General features: G+C 56.0%; 23 protein-coding genes. 15 read left to right on the top strand and 8 right to left on the bottom strand.

Translation table 11 applies throughout. The features are described 5' to 3' along the window. Window positions 1–23 precede the first annotated feature (23 nt). Window positions 24–1088: an L-ascorbate 6-phosphate lactonase gene (ulaG, locus tag M8014_RS15450; RefSeq protein WP_271283284.1), complete on the bottom strand. Its 1065-nt coding sequence runs from the start codon at window positions 1086–1088 to the stop codon at window positions 24–26. Window positions 1089–1445: 357 nt separating this feature from the next. Between ulaG and ulaA the strand changes: the two genes are divergently transcribed. The 6 genes from ulaA to M8014_RS15420 are packed head-to-tail and all read left to right on the top strand — an operon-like array spanning window position 1446 to window position 5856. After that, entirely contained in the window at window positions 1446–2843 is a 1398-nt protein-coding gene (ulaA, locus tag M8014_RS15445; protein ID WP_271283283.1) for a PTS ascorbate transporter subunit IIC, read from the top strand. A gap of 15 nt (window positions 2844–2858) precedes the next feature. After that, entirely contained in the window at window positions 2859–3164 is a 306-nt protein-coding gene (gene ulaB / locus M8014_RS15440) for a PTS ascorbate transporter subunit IIB (RefSeq protein ID WP_271283282.1), read from the top strand. Between the two features lie 9 nt (window positions 3165–3173). Then, window positions 3174–3641 carry a PTS ascorbate transporter subunit IIA gene (gene ulaC, locus M8014_RS15435; RefSeq protein ID WP_271283281.1) on the top strand — a complete coding sequence of 156 codons (468 nt, stop codon included), beginning with the start codon at window positions 3174–3176 and terminating at the stop codon, window positions 3639–3641. 12 nt (window positions 3642–3653) lie between these two features. Then, the gene (locus M8014_RS15430; protein WP_271283280.1) at window positions 3654–4307 is read left to right on the top strand and encodes a 3-keto-L-gulonate-6-phosphate decarboxylase UlaD; all 654 of its coding nucleotides are present in this window, start codon (window positions 3654–3656) and stop codon (window positions 4305–4307) included. Between the two features lie 9 nt (window positions 4308–4316). Then, a complete protein-coding gene (locus M8014_RS15425) occupies window positions 4317–5183 on the top strand; it encodes an L-ribulose-5-phosphate 3-epimerase (protein ID WP_271283279.1) in 867 nt (288 codons plus the stop codon). Further along, window positions 5170–5856: an L-ribulose-5-phosphate 4-epimerase gene (locus tag M8014_RS15420; RefSeq protein ID WP_271283278.1), complete on the top strand. Its 687-nt coding sequence runs from the start codon at window positions 5170–5172 to the stop codon at window positions 5854–5856. Before M8014_RS15425 ends, M8014_RS15420 begins: the two co-directional genes overlap by 14 nt. Window positions 5857–5935: 79 nt before the next feature. Here M8014_RS15420 and yjfY read toward each other — a convergent pair whose 3' ends face one another. Next, on the bottom strand, window positions 5936–6211 hold the full coding sequence (gene yjfY, locus M8014_RS15415; RefSeq protein ID WP_271267925.1) for a DUF1471 family protein YjfY: 276 nt from the start codon (window positions 6209–6211) through the stop codon (window positions 5936–5938). A gap of 324 nt (window positions 6212–6535) precedes the next feature. Here yjfY and rpsF point away from each other — a divergent pair, with 324 nt between their 5' ends. The 5 genes from rpsF to M8014_RS15390 all read left to right on the top strand — a co-directional run bounded on the left by rpsF (window position 6536) and on the right by M8014_RS15390 (window position 9078). Next, window positions 6536–6931, top strand: coding sequence for a 30S ribosomal protein S6 (rpsF, locus tag M8014_RS15410; RefSeq protein ID WP_271267926.1), 396 nt, complete (start codon window positions 6536–6538; stop codon window positions 6929–6931). Between the two features lie 6 nt (window positions 6932–6937). Next, on the top strand, window positions 6938–7252 hold the full coding sequence (gene priB / locus M8014_RS15405; RefSeq protein ID WP_006178996.1) for a primosomal replication protein N: 315 nt from the start codon (window positions 6938–6940) through the stop codon (window positions 7250–7252). A gap of 4 nt (window positions 7253–7256) precedes the next feature. Beyond that, a complete protein-coding gene (rpsR, locus tag M8014_RS15400) occupies window positions 7257–7484 on the top strand; it encodes a 30S ribosomal protein S18 (protein WP_000135199.1) in 228 nt (75 codons plus the stop codon). A gap of 41 nt (window positions 7485–7525) precedes the next feature. After that, window positions 7526–7975 (top strand): 50S ribosomal protein L9, encoded by a 450-nt coding sequence (gene rplI / locus M8014_RS15395; protein ID WP_095280502.1) that lies wholly within the window; start codon window positions 7526–7528, stop codon window positions 7973–7975. Between the two features lie 152 nt (window positions 7976–8127). Beyond that, a complete protein-coding gene (locus M8014_RS15390) occupies window positions 8128–9078 on the top strand; it encodes a DMT family transporter (protein WP_271283277.1) in 951 nt (316 codons plus the stop codon). A 5-nt stretch (window positions 9079–9083) separates the two neighbouring features. Here the strand turns inward: M8014_RS15390 and M8014_RS15385 are convergent, their stop codons facing one another. Beyond that, complete coding sequence (locus M8014_RS15385; protein WP_271283276.1) at window positions 9084–9722, bottom strand: LysM-like peptidoglycan-binding domain-containing protein; 639 nt, start codon at window positions 9720–9722, stop codon at window positions 9084–9086. Between the two features lie 231 nt (window positions 9723–9953). Between M8014_RS15385 and fklB the strand changes: the two genes are divergently transcribed. Then, window positions 9954–10574 carry a BamJ family beta-barrel-assembly machinery protein gene (gene fklB / locus M8014_RS15380; protein WP_271267931.1) on the top strand — a complete coding sequence of 207 codons (621 nt, stop codon included), beginning with the start codon at window positions 9954–9956 and terminating at the stop codon, window positions 10572–10574. Between the two features lie 309 nt (window positions 10575–10883). Continuing rightward, the gene (gene cycA, locus M8014_RS15375) at window positions 10884–12293 is read left to right on the top strand and encodes a D-serine/D-alanine/glycine transporter (RefSeq protein ID WP_271283275.1); all 1410 of its coding nucleotides are present in this window, start codon (window positions 10884–10886) and stop codon (window positions 12291–12293) included. Window positions 12294–12990: 697 nt separating this feature from the next. On the opposite strand, the gene ytfE is transcribed toward cycA, so the two are convergent. Further along, on the bottom strand, window positions 12991–13653 hold the full coding sequence (ytfE, locus tag M8014_RS15370; RefSeq protein WP_271283274.1) for an iron-sulfur cluster repair protein YtfE: 663 nt from the start codon (window positions 13651–13653) through the stop codon (window positions 12991–12993). A 242-nt stretch (window positions 13654–13895) separates the two neighbouring features. On the opposite strand from ytfE, the gene M8014_RS15365 reads away from it, so the two are divergent. After that, window positions 13896–15545, top strand: a complete 1650-nt coding sequence (locus M8014_RS15365) for a methyl-accepting chemotaxis protein (RefSeq protein ID WP_271283273.1) — start codon at window positions 13896–13898, stop codon at window positions 15543–15545. A 16-nt stretch (window positions 15546–15561) separates the two neighbouring features. On the opposite strand, the gene M8014_RS15360 is transcribed toward M8014_RS15365, so the two are convergent. From M8014_RS15360 to M8014_RS15350, 3 genes are all read right to left on the bottom strand, one after another. Then, the gene (locus M8014_RS15360; protein ID WP_271283272.1) at window positions 15562–16554 is read right to left on the bottom strand and encodes a DMT family transporter; all 993 of its coding nucleotides are present in this window, start codon (window positions 16552–16554) and stop codon (window positions 15562–15564) included. Between the two features lie 75 nt (window positions 16555–16629). Beyond that, window positions 16630–17454 (bottom strand): AraC family transcriptional regulator, encoded by an 825-nt coding sequence (locus tag M8014_RS15355; RefSeq protein ID WP_271283271.1) that lies wholly within the window; start codon window positions 17452–17454, stop codon window positions 16630–16632. 81 nt (window positions 17455–17535) lie between these two features. After that, window positions 17536–18384 (bottom strand): SDR family oxidoreductase, encoded by an 849-nt coding sequence (locus tag M8014_RS15350; protein ID WP_271283270.1) that lies wholly within the window; start codon window positions 18382–18384, stop codon window positions 17536–17538. An 89-nt stretch (window positions 18385–18473) separates the two neighbouring features. Between M8014_RS15350 and M8014_RS15345 the strand changes: the two genes are divergently transcribed. Then, window positions 18474–18854, top strand: coding sequence for a winged helix-turn-helix transcriptional regulator (locus M8014_RS15345; protein ID WP_271283269.1), 381 nt, complete (start codon window positions 18474–18476; stop codon window positions 18852–18854). 802 nt (window positions 18855–19656) lie between these two features. On the opposite strand, the gene M8014_RS15340 is transcribed toward M8014_RS15345, so the two are convergent. Then, window positions 19657–21600, bottom strand: a complete 1944-nt coding sequence (locus tag M8014_RS15340; protein WP_271283268.1) for a bifunctional 2',3'-cyclic-nucleotide 2'-phosphodiesterase/3'-nucleotidase — start codon at window positions 21598–21600, stop codon at window positions 19657–19659. Window positions 21601–21636: the final 36 nt, after the last annotated feature.

Raw genomic sequence — 21636 nt, 5'->3', positions numbered from 1 at the left:
TTGCCCGGCGATAGCGTGGCCAACTACAGGAACGATTTGAACGGTAAATCCGGTTCAATCGTAAAGCAGTCGTCAAAGCCGCGCGGATAATGGTACTCAAAATTATCCTTATCCAGCGGCCAGGTAAACTTGCCGCCCACTTGCCAGATAAACGGCTTAAAGCCATATTTCAGCCGGTCTTTTTTCATCTCCCACAGCACGCGGATCTCCTGCGGATCCGCCTGGAAGTTCGACCAGATATCATGGTGGAACGGGATAACCACTTTCGTGTTCAGCGCTTCCGCCATGCGTAGCATATCGGCGCTGGTCATTTTATCGGTAATCCCGCGCGGGTTCTCACCATACGAGCCCAGCGCCACGTCGATATGATGCTCATTGCCGTGTTTTGCATAGTAGTTGGAGTAGTGTGAATCGCCGCTGTGGTACAGCGTGCCGCCGGGGGTTTTGAACAGGTAGTTCACCGCGCGCTGGTCCATGCCGTCCGGCAACACGCCCGCCGCTTTTTGCTCTACGGGAAGGGTGATTAAAGCCGTACGATCGAACGCGTCAAGGGCATGAATTTCAATGTCTTTGATCTTCACCACATCGCCCGGTTTCACCACGATGCAGCGCGACGGCGGTACGCCCCAACCGATCCAGATATCCACGCAGGTTTGCGGGCCGATGAAGGGCACATCGTCGCCGCAATTTTGCATAACGGCGGCCGCAACGTTCACATCGATGTGATCGTTATGGTCGTGCGTAGCCAGTACGGCGTCGATCTGGTGTATAGCAAACGGATCGAGCACAAACGGGGTAGTGCGCAGGTTAGGCTGCAGCTTTTGTACCCCAGCCATGCGCTGCATCTGATGCCCTGTTTTCATCAGCGGATTGCCGTGGCTTTGCTTGCCTGTCCCGCACCAAAAATCGACGCATATATTCGCGCCGCCTTCTGATTTCAGCCAGATCCCTGTACAGCCCAGCCACCACATCGCAAAGGTGCCGGCAGCGACCTGCTCCTGTTCAATCTCCTCATTCAGCCAGCTCCCCCACTCCGGGAACGTACTCAGGATCCATGATTCACGGGTGATGCTGTTCACTTTACTCATTTTGCGGACTCCCTTTTTCTCATAATTAATCAATTGGTGATGTATTTTGATTTATGTTGACACCGGGGAAGCAACATTGCAACGGCATTTTGCCAGGCGAAATTCTTGTGCGAAGTCCGTTCCAGACGTCGTCAGCCCTACTTGTTGTTACATTGAGTTTAATTAATTAATTGAATTATAAGATTTTATATGGATGTCAGTTGTTGAGGATAAAGTCACTGCGCGGCGTGTGGAAATAATTTGCGTGATACATCACAAATAATCAAATTCAATCTTGTAGTGATTATTTGTGATTACTAGAGTGGGGGCACTTTCGCACAAGCCTCGCGCACCGTGCTTCCTTTACCGGAGAGTGTTATGGAGATCCTCTACAGCGTCTTTACCGTGTTTTTTAATCAGGTAATGACTAACGCCCCGCTGCTGCTGGGTATTGTGACGTGTCTGGGCTACATCCTGCTGCGCAAAAGCGTGAGCGTAATAGTCAAAGGCACCATCAAAACCATCATCGGCTTTATGCTGCTTCAGGCGGGTTCGGGCATTTTAACCAGCACCTTTAAGCCGGTGGTCGCCAAAATGTCAGAGGTGTACGGCATTAACGGTGCCATATCAGACACCTATGCCTCGATGATGGCCACCATCGAACGGATGGGGGACGCCTACAGTTGGGTGGGCTACGCGGTGTTGCTGGCGCTGGCGCTGAATATTATTTATGTTCTGCTGCGCCGGATTACCGGCATCCGCACCATCATGCTCACCGGCCACATCATGTTCCAGCAGGCCGGGCTGATAGCCGTATCCTTCTACATCTTCGGCTACCCGATGTGGACCACCATTATCTGTACCGCAGTGCTGGTGTCGCTTTACTGGGGTATCACCTCCAACATGATGTACAAACCTACCCAGGAAGTGACTGACGGCTGCGGTTTCTCAATCGGCCACCAGCAGCAGTTTGCGTCCTGGATTGCCTACAAAGTGGCGCCGTTCCTCGGCAAGAAAGAAGAGAGCGTTGAAGACCTTAAGCTGCCCGGCTGGCTGAACATTTTCCACGACAATATCGTCTCCACAGCGATTGTGATGACGGTGTTCTTTGGCGCTATCCTGCTTTCCTTCGGTATTGACGTTGTGCAGGCGATGGCCGGTAAAACTCACTGGACAATCTACATCCTGCAAACGGGCTTCTCATTCGCCGTGGCGATTTTCATCATCACCCAGGGCGTGCGTATGTTCGTCGCCGAATTGTCAGAAGCTTTCAACGGTATCTCACAACGTCTGATTCCCGGTGCCGTGCTTGCTATCGACTGTGCGGCTATCTATAGCTTTGCGCCTAATGCCGTGGTGTGGGGCTTTATGTGGGGCACCATCGGCCAGTTAATTGCGGTTGGCATCCTTGTGGGCTGTGGCTCTTCCATTCTGATCATTCCTGGCTTTATCCCAATGTTCTTCTCCAACGCCACCATCGGCGTGTTTGCTAACCACTTTGGCGGCTGGCGCGCGGCGCTCAAGATTTGCCTGGTGATGGGCATGATTGAAATCTTCGGCTGCGTCTGGGCGGTAAAACTCACCGGGATGAGTGCCTGGATGGGGATGGCGGACTGGTCGATTCTGGCCCCGCCAATGATGCAAGGATTTGCCTCGGTCGGCATCGTCTTTATGGCCGTCATTATCCTGATTGCACTGGCTTATATGATCTTCGCCGGGCGGGCTCTACGCGCTGAAGAAGACGCAGAAAAACAACTGGCAGAGCACTCTGCTTAATAAGGAGTTCTGATTATGACCGTACGTATTCTGGCTGTATGTGGCAACGGACAAGGCAGCTCCATGATCATGAAAATGAAAGTGGATCAGTTTCTCACCGAGCAGGGTGTGAATCACACGGTGAACAGCTGCGCCGTCGGTGAGTACAAAAGCGAACTCAGTGGGGCGGACGTGATCATTGCCTCGACCCATATCGCCGGCGAAATCACGGTGTCAGGCAATAAATACGTGGTGGGCGTGCGCAATATGCTCTCCCCCGCAGATTTTGGCCCAAAACTGATGGAAGTGATCGCTGCGCACTTTCCAGCAGATGTGAAATAAGGTTGCGCCATGAAATTACGTGATTCACTGGCCGAGAACCACTCCATCACGCTGCAGGCAGACGCCAGCAGCTGGCAGGAAGCGGTAAAAATCGGTGTCGATTTACTGGTCGCGGCCGACGTGGTCGAGCCGCGTTATTACCAGGCCATCCTCGATGGCGTTGCGCAGTTTGGCCCGTACTTTGTGATTGCCCCAGGGCTGGCTATGCCGCATGGCCGCCCGGAAGAGGGCGTAAAGAAAACGGGCTTTGCGCTGGTGACGCTAAAAACGCCGCTGGTGTTTAACCATGACGACAATGACCCGGTCGATATCCTGATCACCATGGCGGCGGTGGATGCCAATACCCATCAGGAAGTGGGGATCATGCAAATCGTTAATCTGTTTGAAGATGAAGCCAATTTTGACCGTTTACGCGCCTGTCGCAGCGAGCAGGACGTGCTGGATTTAATTGACCGCGCCGATGCGGCCGCCGTCTAAGAGGGAATATCTATGTCACAGTTACCGATGCTCCAGGTTGCGCTGGATAACCAGACCTTGTCTCACGCTTATGACACCACACGCCTTATCGCCGATGAGGTCGACATTATTGAAGTGGGCACCATCCTCTGCGTGGGGGAGGGCGTGCGCGCCGTTCGCGATCTGAAAGCCCTGTATCCGCACAAAATTGTGCTGGCGGACGCCAAAATTGCCGATGCGGGCAAAATCCTGTCGCGGATGTGTTTTGAAGCCAACGCCGACTGGGTCACGGTGATCTGCTGCGCAGACATCAACACTGCCGTGGGGGCGCTGGACGTCGCCAAAGAATTTAACGGCGACGTGCAGATCGAACTGACTGGCTTCTGGACCTGGGAACAGGCGAAAGCGTGGCGCGACGTTGGTATTCAGCAGGTGGTGTATCACCGCAGTCGCGATGCGCAGGCGGCGGGCGTTGCCTGGGGTGAAGCGGATATCAACGCCGTTAAGCGTCTGGCCGACATGGGCTTTAAAGTCACCGTGACGGGTGGCCTGGCGCTCGAGGATCTGCCGCTGTTCGCCGGTATTCCGATTCACGTGTTTATCGCCGGTCGCAGCATTCGCGATGCCGCCTCGCCGGTTGAAGCCGCACGTCAGTTCAAACGTTCCATCGCCCAGCTGTGGGGATAAGGAGCGGCTATGTTAAGCAAACAGGTTCCGCTCGGGATCTATGAAAAGGCCCTCCCCGCCGGGGAGGACTGGCTTGAGCGACTCCAGCTCGCCAAAAAGCTGGGCTTTGATTTTGTCGAAATGTCGGTGGATGAAACCGATGCGCGCTTGTCGCGTCTCGACTGGTCGCGTGAGCAGCGGCTGACGCTGGTGTCCGCTATCGCTGAAACTGGCGTACGCGTGCCGTCGATGTGCCTGAGTGCCCACCGTCGTTTTCCGCTCGGCAGCCAGGACAATGCGGTGCGTCGCCAGGGGCTGGAGATCATGGCGAAGGCGATTCGCCTGGCTCAGGACGTGGGGATCCGCGTTATCCAGCTCGCGGGCTATGACGTTTACTATCAGGAAGCGAACGATGAAACGCGCCGCCGCTTTCGCGAAGGGCTGAAAGAGAGCGTCGAGATGGCCAGCCGCGCGCAGGTGACGCTGGCGATGGAGATCATGGACTACCCGCTGATGAACTCCATCAGCAAAGCGCTGGGCTATGCCCACTACCTGAATAACCCGTGGTTCCAGCTCTATCCCGATATTGGCAATCTTTCCGCGTGGGATAACGACGTGCAGATGGAGCTGCAGGCCGGGACAGGGCACATCGTGGCGGTACACGTCAAAGACACGCGACCGGGCGTGTTTAAAAACGTCCCCTTCGGCAGCGGGGTAGTGGATTTTGAACAGTGCTTTACCACGCTTAAACAGAGCGGCTATTGCGGACCGTATCTGATTGAGATGTGGAGCGAAACCGCTGAAAACCCGGAGCGTGAAGTTGCAAAAGCACGCGACTGGGTGCTTGAACAGATGGCGCGTGCCGGGCTGACAGGAGGCGAACATGCAGCAGCTTAAGCAGCAGGTGTATGAGGCGAATATGGATTTGCCGCGTTACGGTCTCGTCACCTTTACCTGGGGAAACGTCAGTGCCATTGACCGCGCGCGCGGGTGGGTAGCGATCAAGCCCAGCGGCGTGGCCTATGACAGCATGGGCGTGGACGATATCGTGGTGGTGGATCTCAGCGGCAAGGTCGTCGAGGGGAAATGGCGACCCTCTTCCGATACCGCAACTCATCTTGCGCTCTATCAGCGTTATCCCTCAATCGGCGGGGTGGTGCATACCCACTCGACGCACGCGACTGCCTGGGCGCAGGCCGGGCGGGCGATCCCCGCGCTGGGGACCACCCATGCGGACTACTTCTTTGGCGATATCCCTTGTACACGGGGATTAAGTGAAGAGGAGGTGCAGGGCGAGTACGAGCTCAACACTGGCAAGGTGATCATTGAAACGCTGGGTGATGCTGAGCCGCTGCACAATCCGGGGGTTGTTGTCTGGCAGCACGGTCCTTTCGCCTGGGGTAAAGATGCCCACGATGCGGTGCATAACGCCGTGGTGCTGGAAGAGGTAGCAAGAATGGCGTGGATTGCCCAGGGCATCAATCCGCAACTGCAGCCGGTCGACCGCTATCTGCTCAACAAGCACTTTATGCGTAAGCATGGTCCGAATGCCTATTACGGGCAAAAATAAAAAAAGCCCCCGGGCAGGGGGCTAATCTCACTATGACAATATTCTCGTTGTTGGCTTTCCTGGTGCTAGCGTCAAAGCATTACCGATAGATATCTGCGCTGACGTGCATATTGCCGTTGCTGCCCGGTTCACGGGTGAGCATGACGTGATAGTAGCGGGCATCCCGCGCATCGGCTTCTGCGTTAATCGCTTCTGTAGCTTCACTTTCCGTGGCGAAGTTATGGTTGATATAAATGACGCCCAGACTTTGCACATCATCCATATTTCTGGCCTGTCGGCTATCAACCTTTATGGCTGCTGTCGCGTTTGCACTGAGCAATAGCGCAGCCAGAATGGCCAGGGTGATCTTTTTCATGATATGCGCTCCACGACAACCTTCGGTGCGACGATATTCACGTCTACTGGTTAAAGTGTAACCACTAATCTGGTGGGCAATCGCGACCATTTCTGATGCTGTTGTTCAAAAAAACGTCGCGATCGCCTGTGACTAATGGTAAATCACCCACTTAGACTGGCTTTGCGCTTTGTGCGAATTATTTGTGCAATCAACTTGAGTTTTCTGGGGGGGGCAATTAGAATGGCGCGTCAATTTTTCAGCCGCCCTTTAATCACGTTCCTTGCCTCCATGGGCCGCGGCTGACCCAGACAGGAGGCTGAATAATCCGTAAGGAGCAATTCGATGCGTCATTACGAAATCGTTTTTATGGTCCATCCTGACCAGAGCGAACAGGTTCCGGGTATGATCGAACGTTACACTACTGCAATCACTGCAGCAGAAGGCACGATTCATCGTCTGGAAGACTGGGGCCGCCGTCAGCTGGCTTACCCGATCAACAAACTGCACAAAGCTCACTACGTTCTGCTGAACGTTGAAGCTCCGCAGGAAGCGATCGATGAGCTGGAAACTAACTTCCGCTTCAACGACGCCGTTATCCGCAGCATGGTAATGCGTACTAAGAACGCAGTTACTGAAGCATCTCCGATGGTTAAAGCGAAAGACGAGCGCCGTGAGCGTCGCGATGACTTCGCAAATGAAACCGCAGATGATGCTGATGCTGGGGATTCTGAAGAGTAATTTCTGATGACCAACCGTCTGGTGTTGTCTGGCACTGTGTGCAGGACCCCCCTTCGTAAGGTCAGCCCATCAGGAATTCCTCACTGCCAGTTCGTGCTTGAGCATCGTTCAGTGCAGGAGGAAGCCGGGTTTCACCGGCAGGCGTGGTGCCAAATGCCCGTTATTATTAGCGGACACGAAAACCAGGCCATTACTCACAGTATAACGGTCGGTAGCGCAGTAACCGTTCAGGGGTTCATTTCTTGCCACAAGGCAAAGAACGGCCTGAGCAAGATGGTTCTGCATGCCGAGCAGATTGATTTGATAGATTCTGGAGACTAGCCATATGGCACGTTATTTCCGTCGTCGCAAGTTCTGCCGTTTCACCGCGGAAGGCGTTCAAGAGATCGACTATAAAGATATCGCAACGCTGAAAAACTACATCACCGAAAGCGGTAAGATTGTCCCAAGCCGTATCACCGGTACTCGTGCAAAATATCAGCGTCAGCTGGCTCGCGCTATCAAACGCGCTCGCTACCTGTCTCTGCTGCCGTACACTGATCGTCATCAGTAATCGGGCACGGTCCATTAATACGACTTTAAGAGGATAAGGTAATGCAAGTTATTCTGCTTGATAAAGTAGCAAACCTGGGCAGCCTGGGTGATCAGGTTAACGTTAAAGCGGGCTACGCTCGTAACTTCCTGGTTCCACAGGGCAAAGCTGTTCCTGCTACTAAGAAAAACGTTGAGTTTTTCGAAACCCGTCGTGCTGAACTGGAAGCCAAACTGGCTGACGTTCTGGCGGCTGCTAACGCTCGCGCTGAAGCAATCAATGCACTGGGCACCGTTACCATCGCGTCTAAATCAGGCGACGAAGGTAAACTGTTCGGTTCTATCGGTACTCGCGACATCGCTGACGCTGTAACTGCAGCTGGCGTTGAAGTGGCTAAGAGCGAAGTTCGTATGCCGAACGGCGTTCTGCGTACCACCGGTGAGCACGAAGTGGACTTCCAGGTTCACAGCGAAGTCTTCGCGAAACTGGTTGTTAACGTTGTTGCTGAGTAAGTAATTACTCGTCACCACGTCGAAGCGCCGGCCTTGTGCCGGCGTTTTGCTTTTTAACGCGACCCGGCTCGCCTTTTTGGCTTGTATGGTAGCTATTCCTGCCGCATTCTCTGATAATAAAATGAAACGCCATTTTATCTTTGAGATTTGCTATGGACTCCGTTCTGCCCACACCCGTTTTTGCCCGTAAAAAAATCGCCTATGCCAGCGCGACGCTCTGTTGCCTGCTCTGGGGCAGCTCCTATCCGGCGATCAAAAGCGGCTATGAACTGTTTCAGATTGCCACCGACGATATTCCCTCAAAGGTGGTCTTTGCCGGCTACCGTTTTGTCTTTGCAGGCCTGCTGTTGCTGCTGTTTGCCCTCGCCCAGCGTAAGCCTGTCGCCAGACTTACCCCACGGCAGTTTGGCCAGCTGACGGTGCTTGGCCTGACGCAGACGGCAATCCAGTACACTTTCTTTTATATCGGCCTCGCCTACACCACGGGTGCGAAAGGGTCGATCATGAACGCCACCGCCACCTTCTTCAGCGTGATGCTGGCGCACTTCATCTATCAAAACGACAGGATCAGCTACAACAAAGCCCTCGGCTGCATCCTCGGTTTTGCAGGGGTAATGCTCGTAAACTTTAACAGCGGCCTGCAGGACTTCCATTTTGTCTGGAACGGGGACGGTTTTGTGGTGCTGGCGGCCTTTATACTCTCTGCCGCCACCCTGTACGGGAAACGCATTTCCCAGACGGTCGACCCGATGGTGATGACCGGCTGGCAGTTGGCAATTGGTGGCGTAATGCTGGTTGTCGGGGGGTATATCACGGGCGGGACGCTGGAAGTGCACAGCGTTAAAGCGGCGGCGGTGCTGGGCTATCTGACGCTGCTCTCTTCGGTGGCCTTTGCGCTGTGGAGTCTGCTGCTGAAATACAATCGCGTCAGCATGATCGCACCGTTCAACTTTGTCGTCCCGGTGGCCGGAACGGTGCTGTCTGCTGTCTTCCTTGGGGAAAATATTCTGGATATCAAATACGCGATTGCGCTGGTGCTGGTCTGTTCCGGGATTTGGTGGGTTAACAAGGAGAGCAAAAAGCCCGCCTTGTCACCCCGGTAAGCGTACTACTTAACGCGTAAGAAGCTGCCGTCAGCCTGGCGAGTAAACAGCACCTGCTGGCCATTACCGCTGTCAATCGTCAGGCCTGTCACCACGCCGCTGGCGTTCTGACGGATCTGCACCATCTGGCCATTTTGCAGGTTGCTCAACGGCTTGCCTGCGCCTTCGACCTGCGCCATCGCATAAACATCGGTAGGCGGCAGGTTATGGTCGCGGAACAGCTGCGCCATCGTTTTGCCCGCTTCTACGCGATAGGTACGCCACTGTTGTTCGATACCCGGCGGCTGCTGGGATTGAACCGGGGTGGCAGCCTGCTGCTCCTGCGGTTGTTCCTCCTGGACAGGCTCCGGTTCGACGGGGGCCATCTGGCCCGGATCGTTTGACGGTGCAACCAGCTGCGTCTGCATCGGCTGTGCGTCTGGCTGCGGCTGCGATTGCGAGCGGATATCCAGCTCCGCATCCCGACGCGCGGGGGGTGTCCCGCTATCGTCGGCACCCGGAAGCAAGAAACCTATAATGACCAGCAGCATCCCAATGATAATGCCTCTGCGGTGCAGCGGCGGCAGCGGATCCATAAGGCGAAAGTTGTCTGGCGCATGCCAGATTTTCGTCAGGGTAGGTTTTAATTCAAATGGCCCGGGCATGGCTTTCCTCCTGCTCCGCGTCGCTTTTATCCTGTCCCGAGAAGTATAGTTTGCTAACTGACTGATGGGCGTAGCAAAGCCGGCTTCCGTGACATATTCGGGAATAATCCAGATAGTCTCTATTGTTTCTGTTTCGTCGCAATTTGTCATCTTTCAATAAGACAAAGTTTTACCGGATGGAGGGTGGCTGTTATGCTGCCCGCTACTTTAAATGTGATGGAAGGAAAACCCATGACCACCCCGACTTTTGACACAATCGAAGCGCAGGCAAGCTACGGTATCGGCTTGCAGGTAGGCCAGCAGCTGAGCGAATCAGGCCTGCAGGGTCTGTTACCTGAAGCGCTGGTGGCGGGTATCGCCGATGCGCTGGAAGGTAAGCACCCGGCGGTTCCGGTGGATGTGGTTCACCGCGCGCTGCGCGAAATTCACGAACGTGCTGACGTTGTGCGTCGCGCGCATTTTGAAGAGATGGCGGCAGAAGGCGTTAAGTTCCTGGAAGAAAACCGCGAGCGCGAAGGCGTGAACAGCACCGAAACCGGGCTGCAATTCCGCGTGATCAACCAGGGCGAAGGTACTATCCCGGCTCGCACTGACCACGTTCGCGTGCACTACACCGGTAAGCTGATCGACGGCACCGTGTTCGACAGCTCCGTGGCGCGCGGCGAACCGGCAGAATTCCCGGTCAACGGCGTGATCCCAGGCTGGATCGAAGCGCTGACTCTGATGCCAGTTGGTTCTAAATGGGAACTGACTATCCCGCAGAACCTGGCCTACGGCGAGCGTGGCGCTGGCGCGTCTATCCCGCCATTCAGCACCCTGGTGTTTGAAGTCGAGCTGCTGGAAATCCTGTAAGCGAACGATCTTTTTCCTCTCCTCATTTGGGGAGGGGAAAATAGTTAAAAAACCTATAGTTACGCGCTAATCAACAGATTATCTTGCAAATGTAGATGGTAAGTGTATTTTTGTGAGCTGTTTCGCGCTGTATGAGTGATATGACACTCACTTTAAACATATTATTAACATAATATTTAAATCATAGTATTCATCCCGCCGATTCTTACCTAATATCGATGAGTCCTTAAACAGGGCCGTCGCTTTTCGACGTTATAAAGGGCCAGAAGAGCCTAAACAACACAGGCAGTTACAACAGGAAAAAATCACATGGTAGATCAGGTAAAAGTCGTTGCCGACGAAGAGGCACCGTCTGAGCAGTCGCTACGGCGTAATCTCACAAACCGTCATATTCAGCTTATCGCCATCGGCGGTGCTATCGGCACCGGGCTGTTTATGGGGTCAGGCAAAACCATCAGTCTGGCCGGGCCGTCAATCATATTCGTATATATGATCATCGGCTTTATGCTCTTTTTTGTTATGCGTGCAATGGGCGAGCTGCTGCTCTCGAATCTCGAATACAAATCCTTTAGCGACTTTGCCTCCGACCTGTTAGGACCGTGGGCAGGTTATTTCACCGGCTGGACCTACTGGTTCTGCTGGGTGGTCACCGGGATGGCCGATGTTGTCGCCATTACGGCCTATGCGCAGTTCTGGTTCCCCGGACTCTCCGACTGGGTTGCATCACTGGCGGTGATTGTCCTGCTGTTGAGCCTGAACCTCGCCACCGTGAAGATGTTCGGTGAGATGGAGTTCTGGTTCGCGATGATCAAAATCGTCGCGATTGTCGGGCTGATCGTGGTTGGCCTGGTGATGGTACTGACGCACTTCACTTCTCCGAGTGGCGTGCAGGCCTCGGTAACCCATCTGTGGAATGACGGCGGCTGGTTCCCGAAAGGGCTGAGTGGCTTCTTTGCCGGTTTTCAGATTGCGGTGTTTGCCTTCGTGGGGATTGAGCTGGTGGGAACAACCGCCGCAGAGACCAAAGATCCGGAAAAATCTCTGCCGCGCGCAATTAACTCCATTCCAATCCGCATCATTATGTTCTACGTCTTTGCGCTGATTGTCATTATGTCGGTCACGCCGTGGAGCTCGGTTGTGCCGACCAAGAGCCCGTTCGTGGAGCTGTTTGTGCTGGTGGGCCTGCCGGCTGCGGCGAGCCTGATTAACTTCGTGGTACTGACGTCTGCGGCCTCATCCGCCAACAGCGGCGTGTTCTCTACCAGCCGCATGCTGTTCGGCCTGGCGCAGGAAGGCGTGGCGCCGAGCGCGTTCGCTAAACTCTCTAAGCGTGCGGTACCGGCGAAAGGGCTGACCTTCTCCTGTATCTGCCTGCTGGGCGGCGTAGTGATGCTGTACGTTAACCCGAGCGTGATCGGTGCGTTCACCATGATCACCACGGTGTCGGCGATCCTGTTCATGTTCGTCTGGACCATCATCCTCTGCTCATACCTGGTGTACCGCAAACAGCGTCCGCACCTGCATGAGAAGTCAATCTACAAAATGCCGTGGGGCAAGGTGATGTGCTGGGTCTGCATGGCATTCTTTGTGTTCGTCCTGGTTCTGCTAACCCTTGAAGAGGATACCCGTCAGGCGCTGATCGTGACGCCACTGTGGTTTATTGCGCTGGGGCTGGGCTGGATGTTTATCGGTAAGAAACGGATGGCAGGCGTAAGGTAAAAGCAAAACGGCAACTTCGGTTGTAATGCTGGTCAGTTAAGCATTGAGGATTGTTCCGTTCACTTTATGTTCAGCAGATTATAGTAGCTTCACGGCACGTGAACGTGGCAAGGGGGTCACCGCGACCCCCTTGCCAATCCCCGCGGCCCCGCGACGAAATCGGTGCTTCGCACTACGCTCACCTCACGACCTCCTGCCTGCGGTCGGCTCAACTCGTGATGACTCGTCCCATCCCTGGGACTCGCCCCTTCGGGGCCAACGCAAGCGTTGTTCAAAATTGCTCCTGGCAATTTTGTCCTGTCTCGCGTCGCCTCTGTCCGCCATCCCTGGCGTCCAGCCCTTGTCATCCGGTCTCCGGTTCGCCGATTTCAGCGGGGACTCAACACCCGTGCCCCATTCAGACCGCTGAGAAGGTGGAGGGACCGCGCAGCGGCGATTTTCTGTGCCGGAAGCCGGGATTGTTAAGGGGGCGGCGGCCCCCTTAACACGTTCACCGCAGCGCGTCAGACAGGAAGCAGAGGATTAAGAGTGAACGGAACGGTTCCACGCTTTCCTCAAAGGGCTTTGTAGTCAGTAAAATAACGAATAAAAAAGCGTGATTTTGCTTAACTGACCAGCATTACAACTTCGATTGCCGTTTTTTATGTTTTCTCCCTCTCCCGGTGGGTGAGGGCATCAGGCCGCTGTGGCCTTTTCTTTATTCCCCGGACAGCGCGCGTGGGAACAGAACGTTATTCTCCAGACTGATGTGTTCCATCAGATCGTCGATCATCTCGTTAATCCCGTTATACATGGCGCGCCAGGTGGTGCAGGCATCCGCCGGCGGGGTCACGTTATCGGTGATGTGTTTGATCACCTCCACCAGTTCACCCGCGTCGTCGTGCTCACTTTCCATCACGCTGATCGGACCCATCGCCTGGCTACCCATTCCCTGTTTGATCATCGGGAACAGGATCTGCTCTTCTTTCATCATGTGGCTGGACAGTTCCTGGTGCAGCATGGTCAGATTTTTCGCCAGACCACGCGGGACAGAGGCCTTCTCGGCATGCACACGCTCAACTTTGGTGGCCTGCAGAATGAGTTCTGGCAGCTGTTCGCGGTGACGATCGTGATAGCGCACGATGATGTGATCGATGATTTCAGCCAGCGGCACGCTGCGCCAGTCTTTCTCCAGCGGCTGCTCGGCCAGTGTCGCCAGTTCTGCTTCGATGAGGTCCAGATCCAGTTCCTTGCGCGATGCAGCACGCGCCAGGGTTTGTTTACCGCCGCAGCAGTAATCCATGTCGTATTTACGGAACAGCGCAGATGCGCGTGGAATGGAGAGCGCCAGCTCGCCTAATGGTTGGTCGCGGTAGGCCATTGCAATTACCTCATCGTCATTTGATAAGGTGCATTTTAAATGCAACTTTAAGGCGAAGCTATACCCCTTTGGGAGCACGGAGCAAAAAGGAGGGGATTCACAAAAATTTCTTATGTTTTTAACTTGCTGAATGGGTTTGATAATTTACAGAAATGGCGGTGGTTCGACCACGAAATGTTAAATAACATGCGCATTCTGCCGATATGCCTTATCAGACAATATCCTGCAACATAAGGCTAAGAATGTTTAAACGTATTAAAGTAATCACCCTGTTAATCTCGGTGCTGTTTGTTCTGGGTGCGATGCAGATCATTGCGGCGACGGTCTTTATCAACGCGCTGAATAACGACAAGGATAATTTCAACGTCTCCCAGCTCTCCAGCCAGAACGTAGCGGAGTTTACCGATGCCTGGATTAGCCTTAACCAGGCGCGTGTGACCCTGAACCGCGGGATGCTCCGCCTGCAAAACACCACAGCAACTGAGATCAACGGCACGCAGCTGGGTGAGCTGGTGACGGCAGGGAAAAATCTGCTGGCAGAGGCGCAGGGGCATTACGATAAATATTACGCCCTGCCGGAAACCCCGGGCCTGGACGAGAAGCTGGCGGATCGGCTGGAAGAGCAGTACCGCGCTTACTCCTCAACGCTTGCAAAAATGAACGAGCTGCTGGCGCAGGGAAATCTGGAGGATATGTTCAAACAGAATGCCGAGCAGAAGCAGGTTGCGATGCAGGCCGTCTACCGCGAGTGGCGTGAAGTGCAGGCGAAGCTGGCCAGCGTCGGCGTGAGCGATAACGAAGCGGACTACCAGCGTATCCTGTGGATCCTCAGTACCATTATGGTGATTGTGGTGGGCGTGATTGTCGCCAGCTGGATTGCGATGCGCCGGGTGCTGCTGCAACCGCTGCATGAAGTGATCGCTCACATTCGTGCCATCGCCGCAGGCGATCTGACCCAGCCGATCAACGCCCACGGCCAGAACGAAATGGCGATGCTGGCGATGAACGTCCACGAGATGCAAAAATCACTGGCGAACACCGTTGGCGTGGTGCGCGAAGGCGCGGACACTATCTACACCGGAGCCGGTGAAATCTCGGCGGGCAGTAACGATCTCTCTTCCCGTACCGAGCAGCAGGCGGCCTCCCTGGAAGAGACGGCAGCCAGTATGGAACAGCTGACCGCTACCGTGAAGCAGAACGCCGATAACGCCCGTCAGGCTTCACGACTGGCGCTGGATGCATCGTCCACCGCGAAGAAAGGCGGGAGCGTGGTCGAAGGCGTGGTGCGCACCATGGATGAAATCGCCACCAGCTCCAGCAAAATTGCCCAGATCACCAACGTGATTGACGGCATTGCCTTCCAGACCAATATTCTGGCGCTGAACGCGGCGGTAGAAGCGGCGCGAGCGGGCGAGCAGGGCCGTGGTTTTGCGGTGGTGGCAGGGGAAGTCCGTACCCTGGCGCAGCGTAGCGCCCAGGCAGCGAAAGAGATCAAAGGGTTAATCGACGACTCTGGTGCCCGCGTCAGCGCCGGTTCCGCGCTGGTTAACGAGGCCGGAGAGACGATGGCAGAAATCGTCAATGCGGTTACCCGCGTGACTGACATCATGGGCGAAATCGCTTCCGCCTCTGATGAGCAAAGTCGCGGCATTGATCAGGTCGGCCAGGCGGTTGCCGAGATGGATCGCGTCACCCAGCAGAACGCCTCGCTGGTGGAAGAGTCCGCAGCGGCGGCAGCGGCGCTGGAAGATCAGGCGGCGCGCCTGAACGAGGCGGTGGCAGTATTTAAAATTACCCGTGGCCAGGCAGTGAAAGCGGCTCCGGTTAAAACCCCTACCGCCAAAGCAAAACCGGTGGCGGCGTTAAACGAAGCCAACTGGGAAACCTTCTGATAAACGCCGGATGGCGCTAGCGCTTATCCGGCCTACGATCTTGTAGGCCTGGCAAGCGCTGCGTCGCCGGGCGTTTTTCCAGCTTCGCGCTGACCGCAATCACCACACCCACCACCAACAAAACAATCCCGGCTCCGGTTAACAACGGCGGCACGCTCTGGCGCAGTAAAAAGGTGTACAGCAGCCCGGCCAGCGTTTCGAACACAATCAACGGCCCCAGAATCACCGTCGGCAGCTTCTGGCTGGCCATGTTCCAGCACAGCGCGCCCACCCATGAACAGCAAACGGCGATCGCCACCATCAGACCGAGAAACACCCCCGGCCGCGGCCCCAGCGGCAGGGCAAAGGTCGGCTGCTGTGCATTCAGCCAGATGCAGGCGGCCACATAGCCGATCAGCGACACCGGCAGCGTGACCAGCGCCTGCGCGGTGGCCCACATCATCGGGTGTTTATCCGGGTTTTCCCGCAGCCAGCGGGCATTGCGCAGCGCATACCACGCCCAGCAGACCACCGAGAACGACGCCAGCAGAATGCCGGAACCGTAGCGCCAGGCGCTGATATCGGCCATGCCGTGGCGCAGCTCAGCAATGTTGACGCACGCCAGCCCCAGGGCGATAAACAGCAGGGCGGGCATCATCTTTGACCACGCCAGTTTGCCATCGCGCTGGCTATACAGCAGGTTGGCGAACACCGGGATCACCACCGGCAGGGTGCCGATAATCATCGTCGACACCGGCGCCCCGGTGCGCTGAATGGCGCTGGCCAGGCAGACGTAATAGATCAGGTTACCCATCATGGTGAGCCCCAGCGCCGTCCACCAGTCCTGACGTGAAAGCTGGCGTAAACGCGCGCGGCCCAGCCACGCCAGCGGCAGGGCGATCAGCCCCAGCGCCAGATAACGTCCCATCGACTGCAGCATCGCCGGGTACTCCGGCACAATCAACGGGCCGACAAAAATCAGCCCCCACATTAAACCCGCGAGCAGGGCATACAGCACGCCGCTAATCATTTTTCCATCTCTTATTTCTGAACATGCTGGCAGTGTAGAAGGGCAAAAGACGGGCGTATTGTATGAGATTGCGCATTAGCGCTTCGCCACCTGTTTCTGATAGCGCACGGGGGTGATGCCATAGCGACGCGTAAACGCGCGGGTCAGGTGCGACTGGTCAGTCAGCCCGGTGGCCGCCGCCACCTCAGCGGCCGGTAGCCCCTGAGTGAGGAACGCTTTGGCGCGCCACAGGCGGATCGCCATCAGCATCTGATGGGGGGTAACGTGGAAATGGGCTTTAAACTGGCGCTGAAAATGGTATGGACTGAGCGACACCACCTGCGCCAGCTCGTCGAGAGTGAGGGAATGCATATAATTGTCATGCAGATAGTCGCGCACCCGATCGAAGCGCTGCGCGCCTTCGCGCAGCACTGGCGCATGGCGCGCCAGCGGCCGGAAGGTCTCAATCAGATCCAGCAGCAGCCCTTTTTGCGCCAGCGGGTCGTCGGTGTGCCACAGGCCATAAATCAGCTGGCAGATCTGCTGCGAGCGGCGGGGGTCGTGGCGGGTGACGTCGCTAAACCACCAGTGGCGAACGCCGGTCACCTCTTCAAGCAGATCCGGTTCAAGGTAGATCATCCGGTAGCGCCAGCCGTCGGCGGTTTCAGCCTCGCCGGTGTGCAGCTCATCCGGGTTCATGGTGACAACGGAATTGACGGGGGCAACGTACTGGGTGCCGCGATAGCGAAAGCGCTCGGCACCGGCTTCAATTGCGCCGATTCCGAAGGCTTCATGGGTGTGAGGCTCAAACGCATAGCGCGAGATGTGGGCGTGATACAGTTCGACGCCCGGCACCTGCGCCAGATGGCGAAAGCGCGCGCTGTCTCTTTCATCGAAGAACTGTTCGGGTACGCCTTGCACGGTGAGCCTCCTCGTGGGTCATGCTTCCATTATCAGAGATGACCCACGGGGATGCCACAACAATTAACCACTTCTTAACAATTACAGGATGCTCTTCACGCTCTCAGTAAGCGTTGTGGTTGGGCGACCGATCAGGGTGCTCAGGGTGCGGCTGTCGTCGAACAGACCGCCTTTCGAGGCACCCACGTCGGAGTCGGCCAGCAGATCCGCCAGACCCGCCGGTAAGCCAAAGCCTTTCAGCGCGGCGGCAAAATCGGCTTCGTTCAGGTTCTGATAAACCACGTTTTTCCCGCTCTGACGGCTCAGCTCCGCTGCCAGCTCGCCTAATGTCCACGCAGAGTCGCCCGCCAGCTCATATACTTTACCGGCATGGCCTTCTTCAGAAATGACGCGTGCTGCCGCCGCTGCATAGTCGGCGCGGGTGGCAGCGGCGATTTTGCCTTCGCCTGCGGAGCCGATAAAGACCCCGTGCTCCAGTGCCGGCGGTGCACTCGCGAGGTAGTTTTCACTGTACCAACCGTTACGCAGCAGGGCGTAAGGAATGCCCGATGCCGCCAGCGCGTTCTCGGTCTCGACGTGCTCGACGTGCAGGGCCAGTGGAGAGGTATCGGCATGCAGCAGGCTGGTGTAGGCGATAAATTTCACACCAGCAGCCTGCGCGGCATTGATCACGTTCAGATGCTGCGGCGTGCGCTGGCCGACTTCGCTGGAGGAGATCAGCAGCAGCTTATCCACGCCTGCCAGCGCGGTGGTGAAGGCGGCCTGGTCGGTGTAATCGGCCTGGCGGACATCTACGCCCTGCTGGCTCAGCGCTTCGGCTTTCGCCGGGTTACGCACAATAGCAACCAGCTGACTGGCCGGAACGGTTTTCAGCAGCAGCTCAATGACGTGTTGGCCAAGCTGGCCGGTGGCACCGGTAATCGCGATCATGATGAATATCCTTCGTCTCAGGTAAGTGTTGTGGCACACTATCACCTTAGCTAACTTTAAGTAAGTACGTACAAAAAGGTAAGTATGAAATGACGAACCCAACGCTTAGCGAGCAAATGCGCGACGGCAATCTCTTCGCGGAGCAGTGCCCCTCCCGGGATGTGCTAAAGCATGTGACCAGCCGCTGGGGTGTGCTGATTCTGGTGGCGCTGCGTCAGGGAACGCATCGCTTTAGCGATCTCAGGCGCAAAATGGGTGGGGTGAGCGAGAAGATGCTGGCCCAGTCGCTACAGGCGCTGGAGCAGGATGGATTTATCAACCGCGTCTCGTATCCGGTGGTACCGCCGCACGTTGAATATAGCCTGACCCCGCTGGGGGAAGAGGTGAGCGAGAAAGTGGCGGCGCTGGCAGACTGGATTGAGCTGAATTTACCGCAGGTGATGACGAATCGGGATGAACGTGCGGCGTGATTATATAAAATTTTGCGGCCTGATGCCCTCACCCCAACCCTCTCCCACGGGGAGAGGGCGCAAACACTAAAAACGGCAACTTACGTTGTAATGCTGGTCAGTTAAGCAAAATCACGTTTTTTTATTCGTTATTTGGCTGACTACAAAGTCCTTTGAGGAAAAAGTGGAACCGTTCCGTTCACTCTTAATCCTCTGCTTCCTGTCTGATGCGCTGCGGTGAACGTGTAAAGGGGGCCGCCGCCCCCTTTACAATCCCGGCTCCCGGCACAGAAAATCGCCGCTGCGCGGTCCCTTCGGCTTATTCCCTTCGGCTTCGGGTCGGGCGTGATCCTACATCCATGTAGGTCACGCCCTCTCGGCGCATCCCTGCGCCTCGCCCCGGCCTGCGGTCAACGCCTCAGCGATTTTCAGCCGGACTTTCGCTCCCTCCACCTTCTCAGCGGTCTGAATGGGGCACGGGTGTTGAGTCCCCGCTGAAATCGGCGAACCGGAGACCGGATGACAAGGGCTGGACGCCAGGGATGGCGGACAGAGGCGACGCGAGACAGGATGTCGAGTTGAGCCGACCGCAGGCAGGAGGTCGTGAGGTGAGCGTAGTGCGAAGCACCGATTTCGTCGCGGGGCCGCGGGGATTGGCAAGGGGGTCGCGGTGACCCCCTTGCCACGTTCACGTGCTGTGAAGCTATTATAATCTGCTGAACATAAAGTGAACGGAACAGCCCTCAATACTTAACTGACCAGCATTACAACTTACGTTGCCGTTTTGCTTTTACCTCGCCTTACCCGGCCAACAACATTACTGCTATTTACTCAAATCCAGCTGATAAATGGCGAAACCGATCTCATCGGTTGCCACCTGTTTCATTGGATACTGCGCCTTCTCTTTGATAAATGCCGCCGCTTTTTCCGTTGGCGCAGTCTCAAAGCGAATATCCAGCTTCACCTTGCTTGCGATCGGTGCCAGTCGCCAGTTGTTGTCTGCGGCCGGATGGATTTCACCCGCCTTTTTCGACTGCTCGCCGATCCACGCTGCCAGCACCGAGCGGTTCTCATCCGGGGAGGCAAACGCGATATGGCTGTCGCCGGTCCCGGCAAACTTGCCGCCGTAGGCGCGGTAGTTGTTGGTCGCGACCAGGAAGGTGGCCTTCATATCGATGGGCTTGCCGTTGAAGGTCAGGTTCTTGATACGTTCTGCCTGTGCATTCACAATCTGGCATTCGCCGTCGTATTTCGCCGGCTGCGAGACATCAATCTGGTAGTCCACGCCGTCAATCACGTCGAAGTTATAGGTGCGGAACCCGTCCCAGTTAATCAGCGACTGCGGCTGAGTGCTGGTCACATCGATCTGGTTGAACTGCCCGGCAGAACACTCCAGCCACGCCTTCACTTCCTGACCCGTGGCTTTCACCACTACCAGCGTGTTCGGATAGAGATACAGATCGGCGGCGTTACGGAAGGTGAGCTGGCCTTTTTCCACTTCAACGTAACTGGCCGGATCGTTCTTGCGTCCGCCCACTTTAAACGGCGCGGCGGCAGACAGCACCGGCAGTTTGGCCAGATCCGGGTCGCCCTGAATAAAGCGTTCCACGTAGGCTTTCTGCGCCATGTTCACCACCTGCACGGTGGGATCGTCCTGCACCAGCGACAGGTAGCTGTACATGTTATCCGAGGACTTGCCGATCGGTTTGCTGACAAACTCGCGGGTGGCATCGTGATCGTGCTTCAGCACCTCAACGATTTTTTTATCTTCACCGACCAGCGCCTTTTTGGCGGCCAGATCGTAAATCGGGCGGGCTTCAGCTTTGGACTGCGCCACCTGCCATTTGCCGCCATCGTTATTCAGCACCAGGTCGACCACCCCAAGATGATCGCCCCACATGCCAGGCATCACGGCGGGCACGCCGTTCAGCGTCCCTTTGGCAATGTCGGCGCCTTTGATGCTGGCGAAATCTTTGCCCGGGAACACCGCATGGGCGTGGCCGAAGAGAATGGCGTCCACACCTTTCACTTCGCTCAGATAGTAAACCGAGTTCTCCGCCATCGCCTGATAGGGATCGGCAGACAGGCCGGAATGTGCCACCACCACCACCAGGTCGGCACCTTTCTCGCGCATTTCCGGCACATATTTGCGTGCGGTTTCGGTTATGTCGTTAACGGTGACTTTGCCCTCGAGGTTCTTTTTATCCCAGGTCATGATTTGCGGCGGGACAAAACCGATATAGCCAATTTTCAGCGTCTGCGGCTTACCCTCCTGATCCACAACCGACGTCTCTTTGATCAGATAGGGCGTGAACAGCGGCTTCTGGGTCTTCACATCAATGATGTTAGCGTTGACGTAGGGGAACTTCGCCCCGGCCAGCGCCATATGCAGGTAGTCCAGCCCGTAGTTAAACTCATGATTCCCGAGGTTGCCGACCGCGTAATCCAGGGTATTCAGCGCCTTATAGACCGGGTGAATGTCGCCTTTTTTCAGCCCCTTCGCCGCCATGTAATCGCCAAGCGGACTGCCCTGAATTAAGTCACCATTGTCCACCAGCACGCTGTTTTTCACTTCACCACGGGCAGCGTTAATCAGGCTGGCGGTGCGTACCAGGCCGAATTTTTCCGTCGGGGCATCTTTGTAGTAGTCAAAGTCCATCATATTGCTGTGCAGGTCGGTGGTTTCGAGAATGCGAAGATCCACCGTCGCTGCCTGTACGCTCGCTGCAATCAGCGTCGCCAGGAGCGTTGCGCTAAACTTAATCATCTGAGGAGTCCTTTTTTCGATCCAGGCCACAAAAGA

Origin of the sequence: Silvania hatchlandensis (genome assembly GCF_025564065.1) — a bacterium.
Lineage (GTDB): Bacteria > Pseudomonadota > Gammaproteobacteria > Enterobacterales > Enterobacteriaceae > Enterobacter > Enterobacter hatchlandensis.
Note: the sequence above shows the minus strand (reverse complement) of the source record. Positions and strands in the feature narration are given on the sequence as shown.

Bases quoted from the DNA above. Each gene is read 5' to 3' on its own strand.
- priB (WP_006178996.1), top strand. From the start codon at position 6,938: ATGACCAACCGTCTGGTGTTGTCTGGCACTGTGTGCAGGACCCCCCTT.
- M8014_RS15340 (WP_271283268.1), bottom strand. From the start codon at position 21,600: ATGATTAAGTTTAGCGCAACGCTCCTGGCGACGCTGATTGCAGCGAGC.
- ulaG (WP_271283284.1), bottom strand. From the start codon at position 1,088: ATGAGTAAAGTGAACAGCATCACCCGTGAATCATGGATCCTGAGTACG.
- ytfE (WP_271283274.1), bottom strand. From the start codon at position 13,653: ATGGCCTACCGCGACCAACCATTAGGCGAGCTGGCGCTCTCCATTCCA.
- cycA (WP_271283275.1), top strand. From the start codon at position 10,884: ATGGTAGATCAGGTAAAAGTCGTTGCCGACGAAGAGGCACCGTCTGAG.
- M8014_RS15365 (WP_271283273.1), top strand. From the start codon at position 13,896: ATGTTTAAACGTATTAAAGTAATCACCCTGTTAATCTCGGTGCTGTTT.
- M8014_RS15350 (WP_271283270.1), bottom strand. From the start codon at position 18,384: ATGATCGCGATTACCGGTGCCACCGGCCAGCTTGGCCAACACGTCATT.
- ulaA (WP_271283283.1), top strand. From the start codon at position 1,446: ATGGAGATCCTCTACAGCGTCTTTACCGTGTTTTTTAATCAGGTAATG.
- M8014_RS15385 (WP_271283276.1), bottom strand. From the start codon at position 9,722: ATGCCCGGGCCATTTGAATTAAAACCTACCCTGACGAAAATCTGGCAT.
- M8014_RS15430 (WP_271283280.1), top strand. From the start codon at position 3,654: ATGTCACAGTTACCGATGCTCCAGGTTGCGCTGGATAACCAGACCTTG.
- M8014_RS15390 (WP_271283277.1), top strand. From the start codon at position 8,128: ATGGACTCCGTTCTGCCCACACCCGTTTTTGCCCGTAAAAAAATCGCC.
- ulaC (WP_271283281.1), top strand. From the start codon at position 3,174: ATGAAATTACGTGATTCACTGGCCGAGAACCACTCCATCACGCTGCAG.
- rplI (WP_095280502.1), top strand. From the start codon at position 7,526: ATGCAAGTTATTCTGCTTGATAAAGTAGCAAACCTGGGCAGCCTGGGT.
- M8014_RS15360 (WP_271283272.1), bottom strand. From the start codon at position 16,554: ATGATTAGCGGCGTGCTGTATGCCCTGCTCGCGGGTTTAATGTGGGGG.
- M8014_RS15425 (WP_271283279.1), top strand. From the start codon at position 4,317: ATGTTAAGCAAACAGGTTCCGCTCGGGATCTATGAAAAGGCCCTCCCC.
- rpsF (WP_271267926.1), top strand. From the start codon at position 6,536: ATGCGTCATTACGAAATCGTTTTTATGGTCCATCCTGACCAGAGCGAA.
- ulaB (WP_271283282.1), top strand. From the start codon at position 2,859: ATGACCGTACGTATTCTGGCTGTATGTGGCAACGGACAAGGCAGCTCC.
- M8014_RS15420 (WP_271283278.1), top strand. From the start codon at position 5,170: ATGCAGCAGCTTAAGCAGCAGGTGTATGAGGCGAATATGGATTTGCCG.
- fklB (WP_271267931.1), top strand. From the start codon at position 9,954: ATGACCACCCCGACTTTTGACACAATCGAAGCGCAGGCAAGCTACGGT.
- rpsR (WP_000135199.1), top strand. From the start codon at position 7,257: ATGGCACGTTATTTCCGTCGTCGCAAGTTCTGCCGTTTCACCGCGGAA.
- yjfY (WP_271267925.1), bottom strand. From the start codon at position 6,211: ATGAAAAAGATCACCCTGGCCATTCTGGCTGCGCTATTGCTCAGTGCA.
- M8014_RS15345 (WP_271283269.1), top strand. From the start codon at position 18,474: ATGACGAACCCAACGCTTAGCGAGCAAATGCGCGACGGCAATCTCTTC.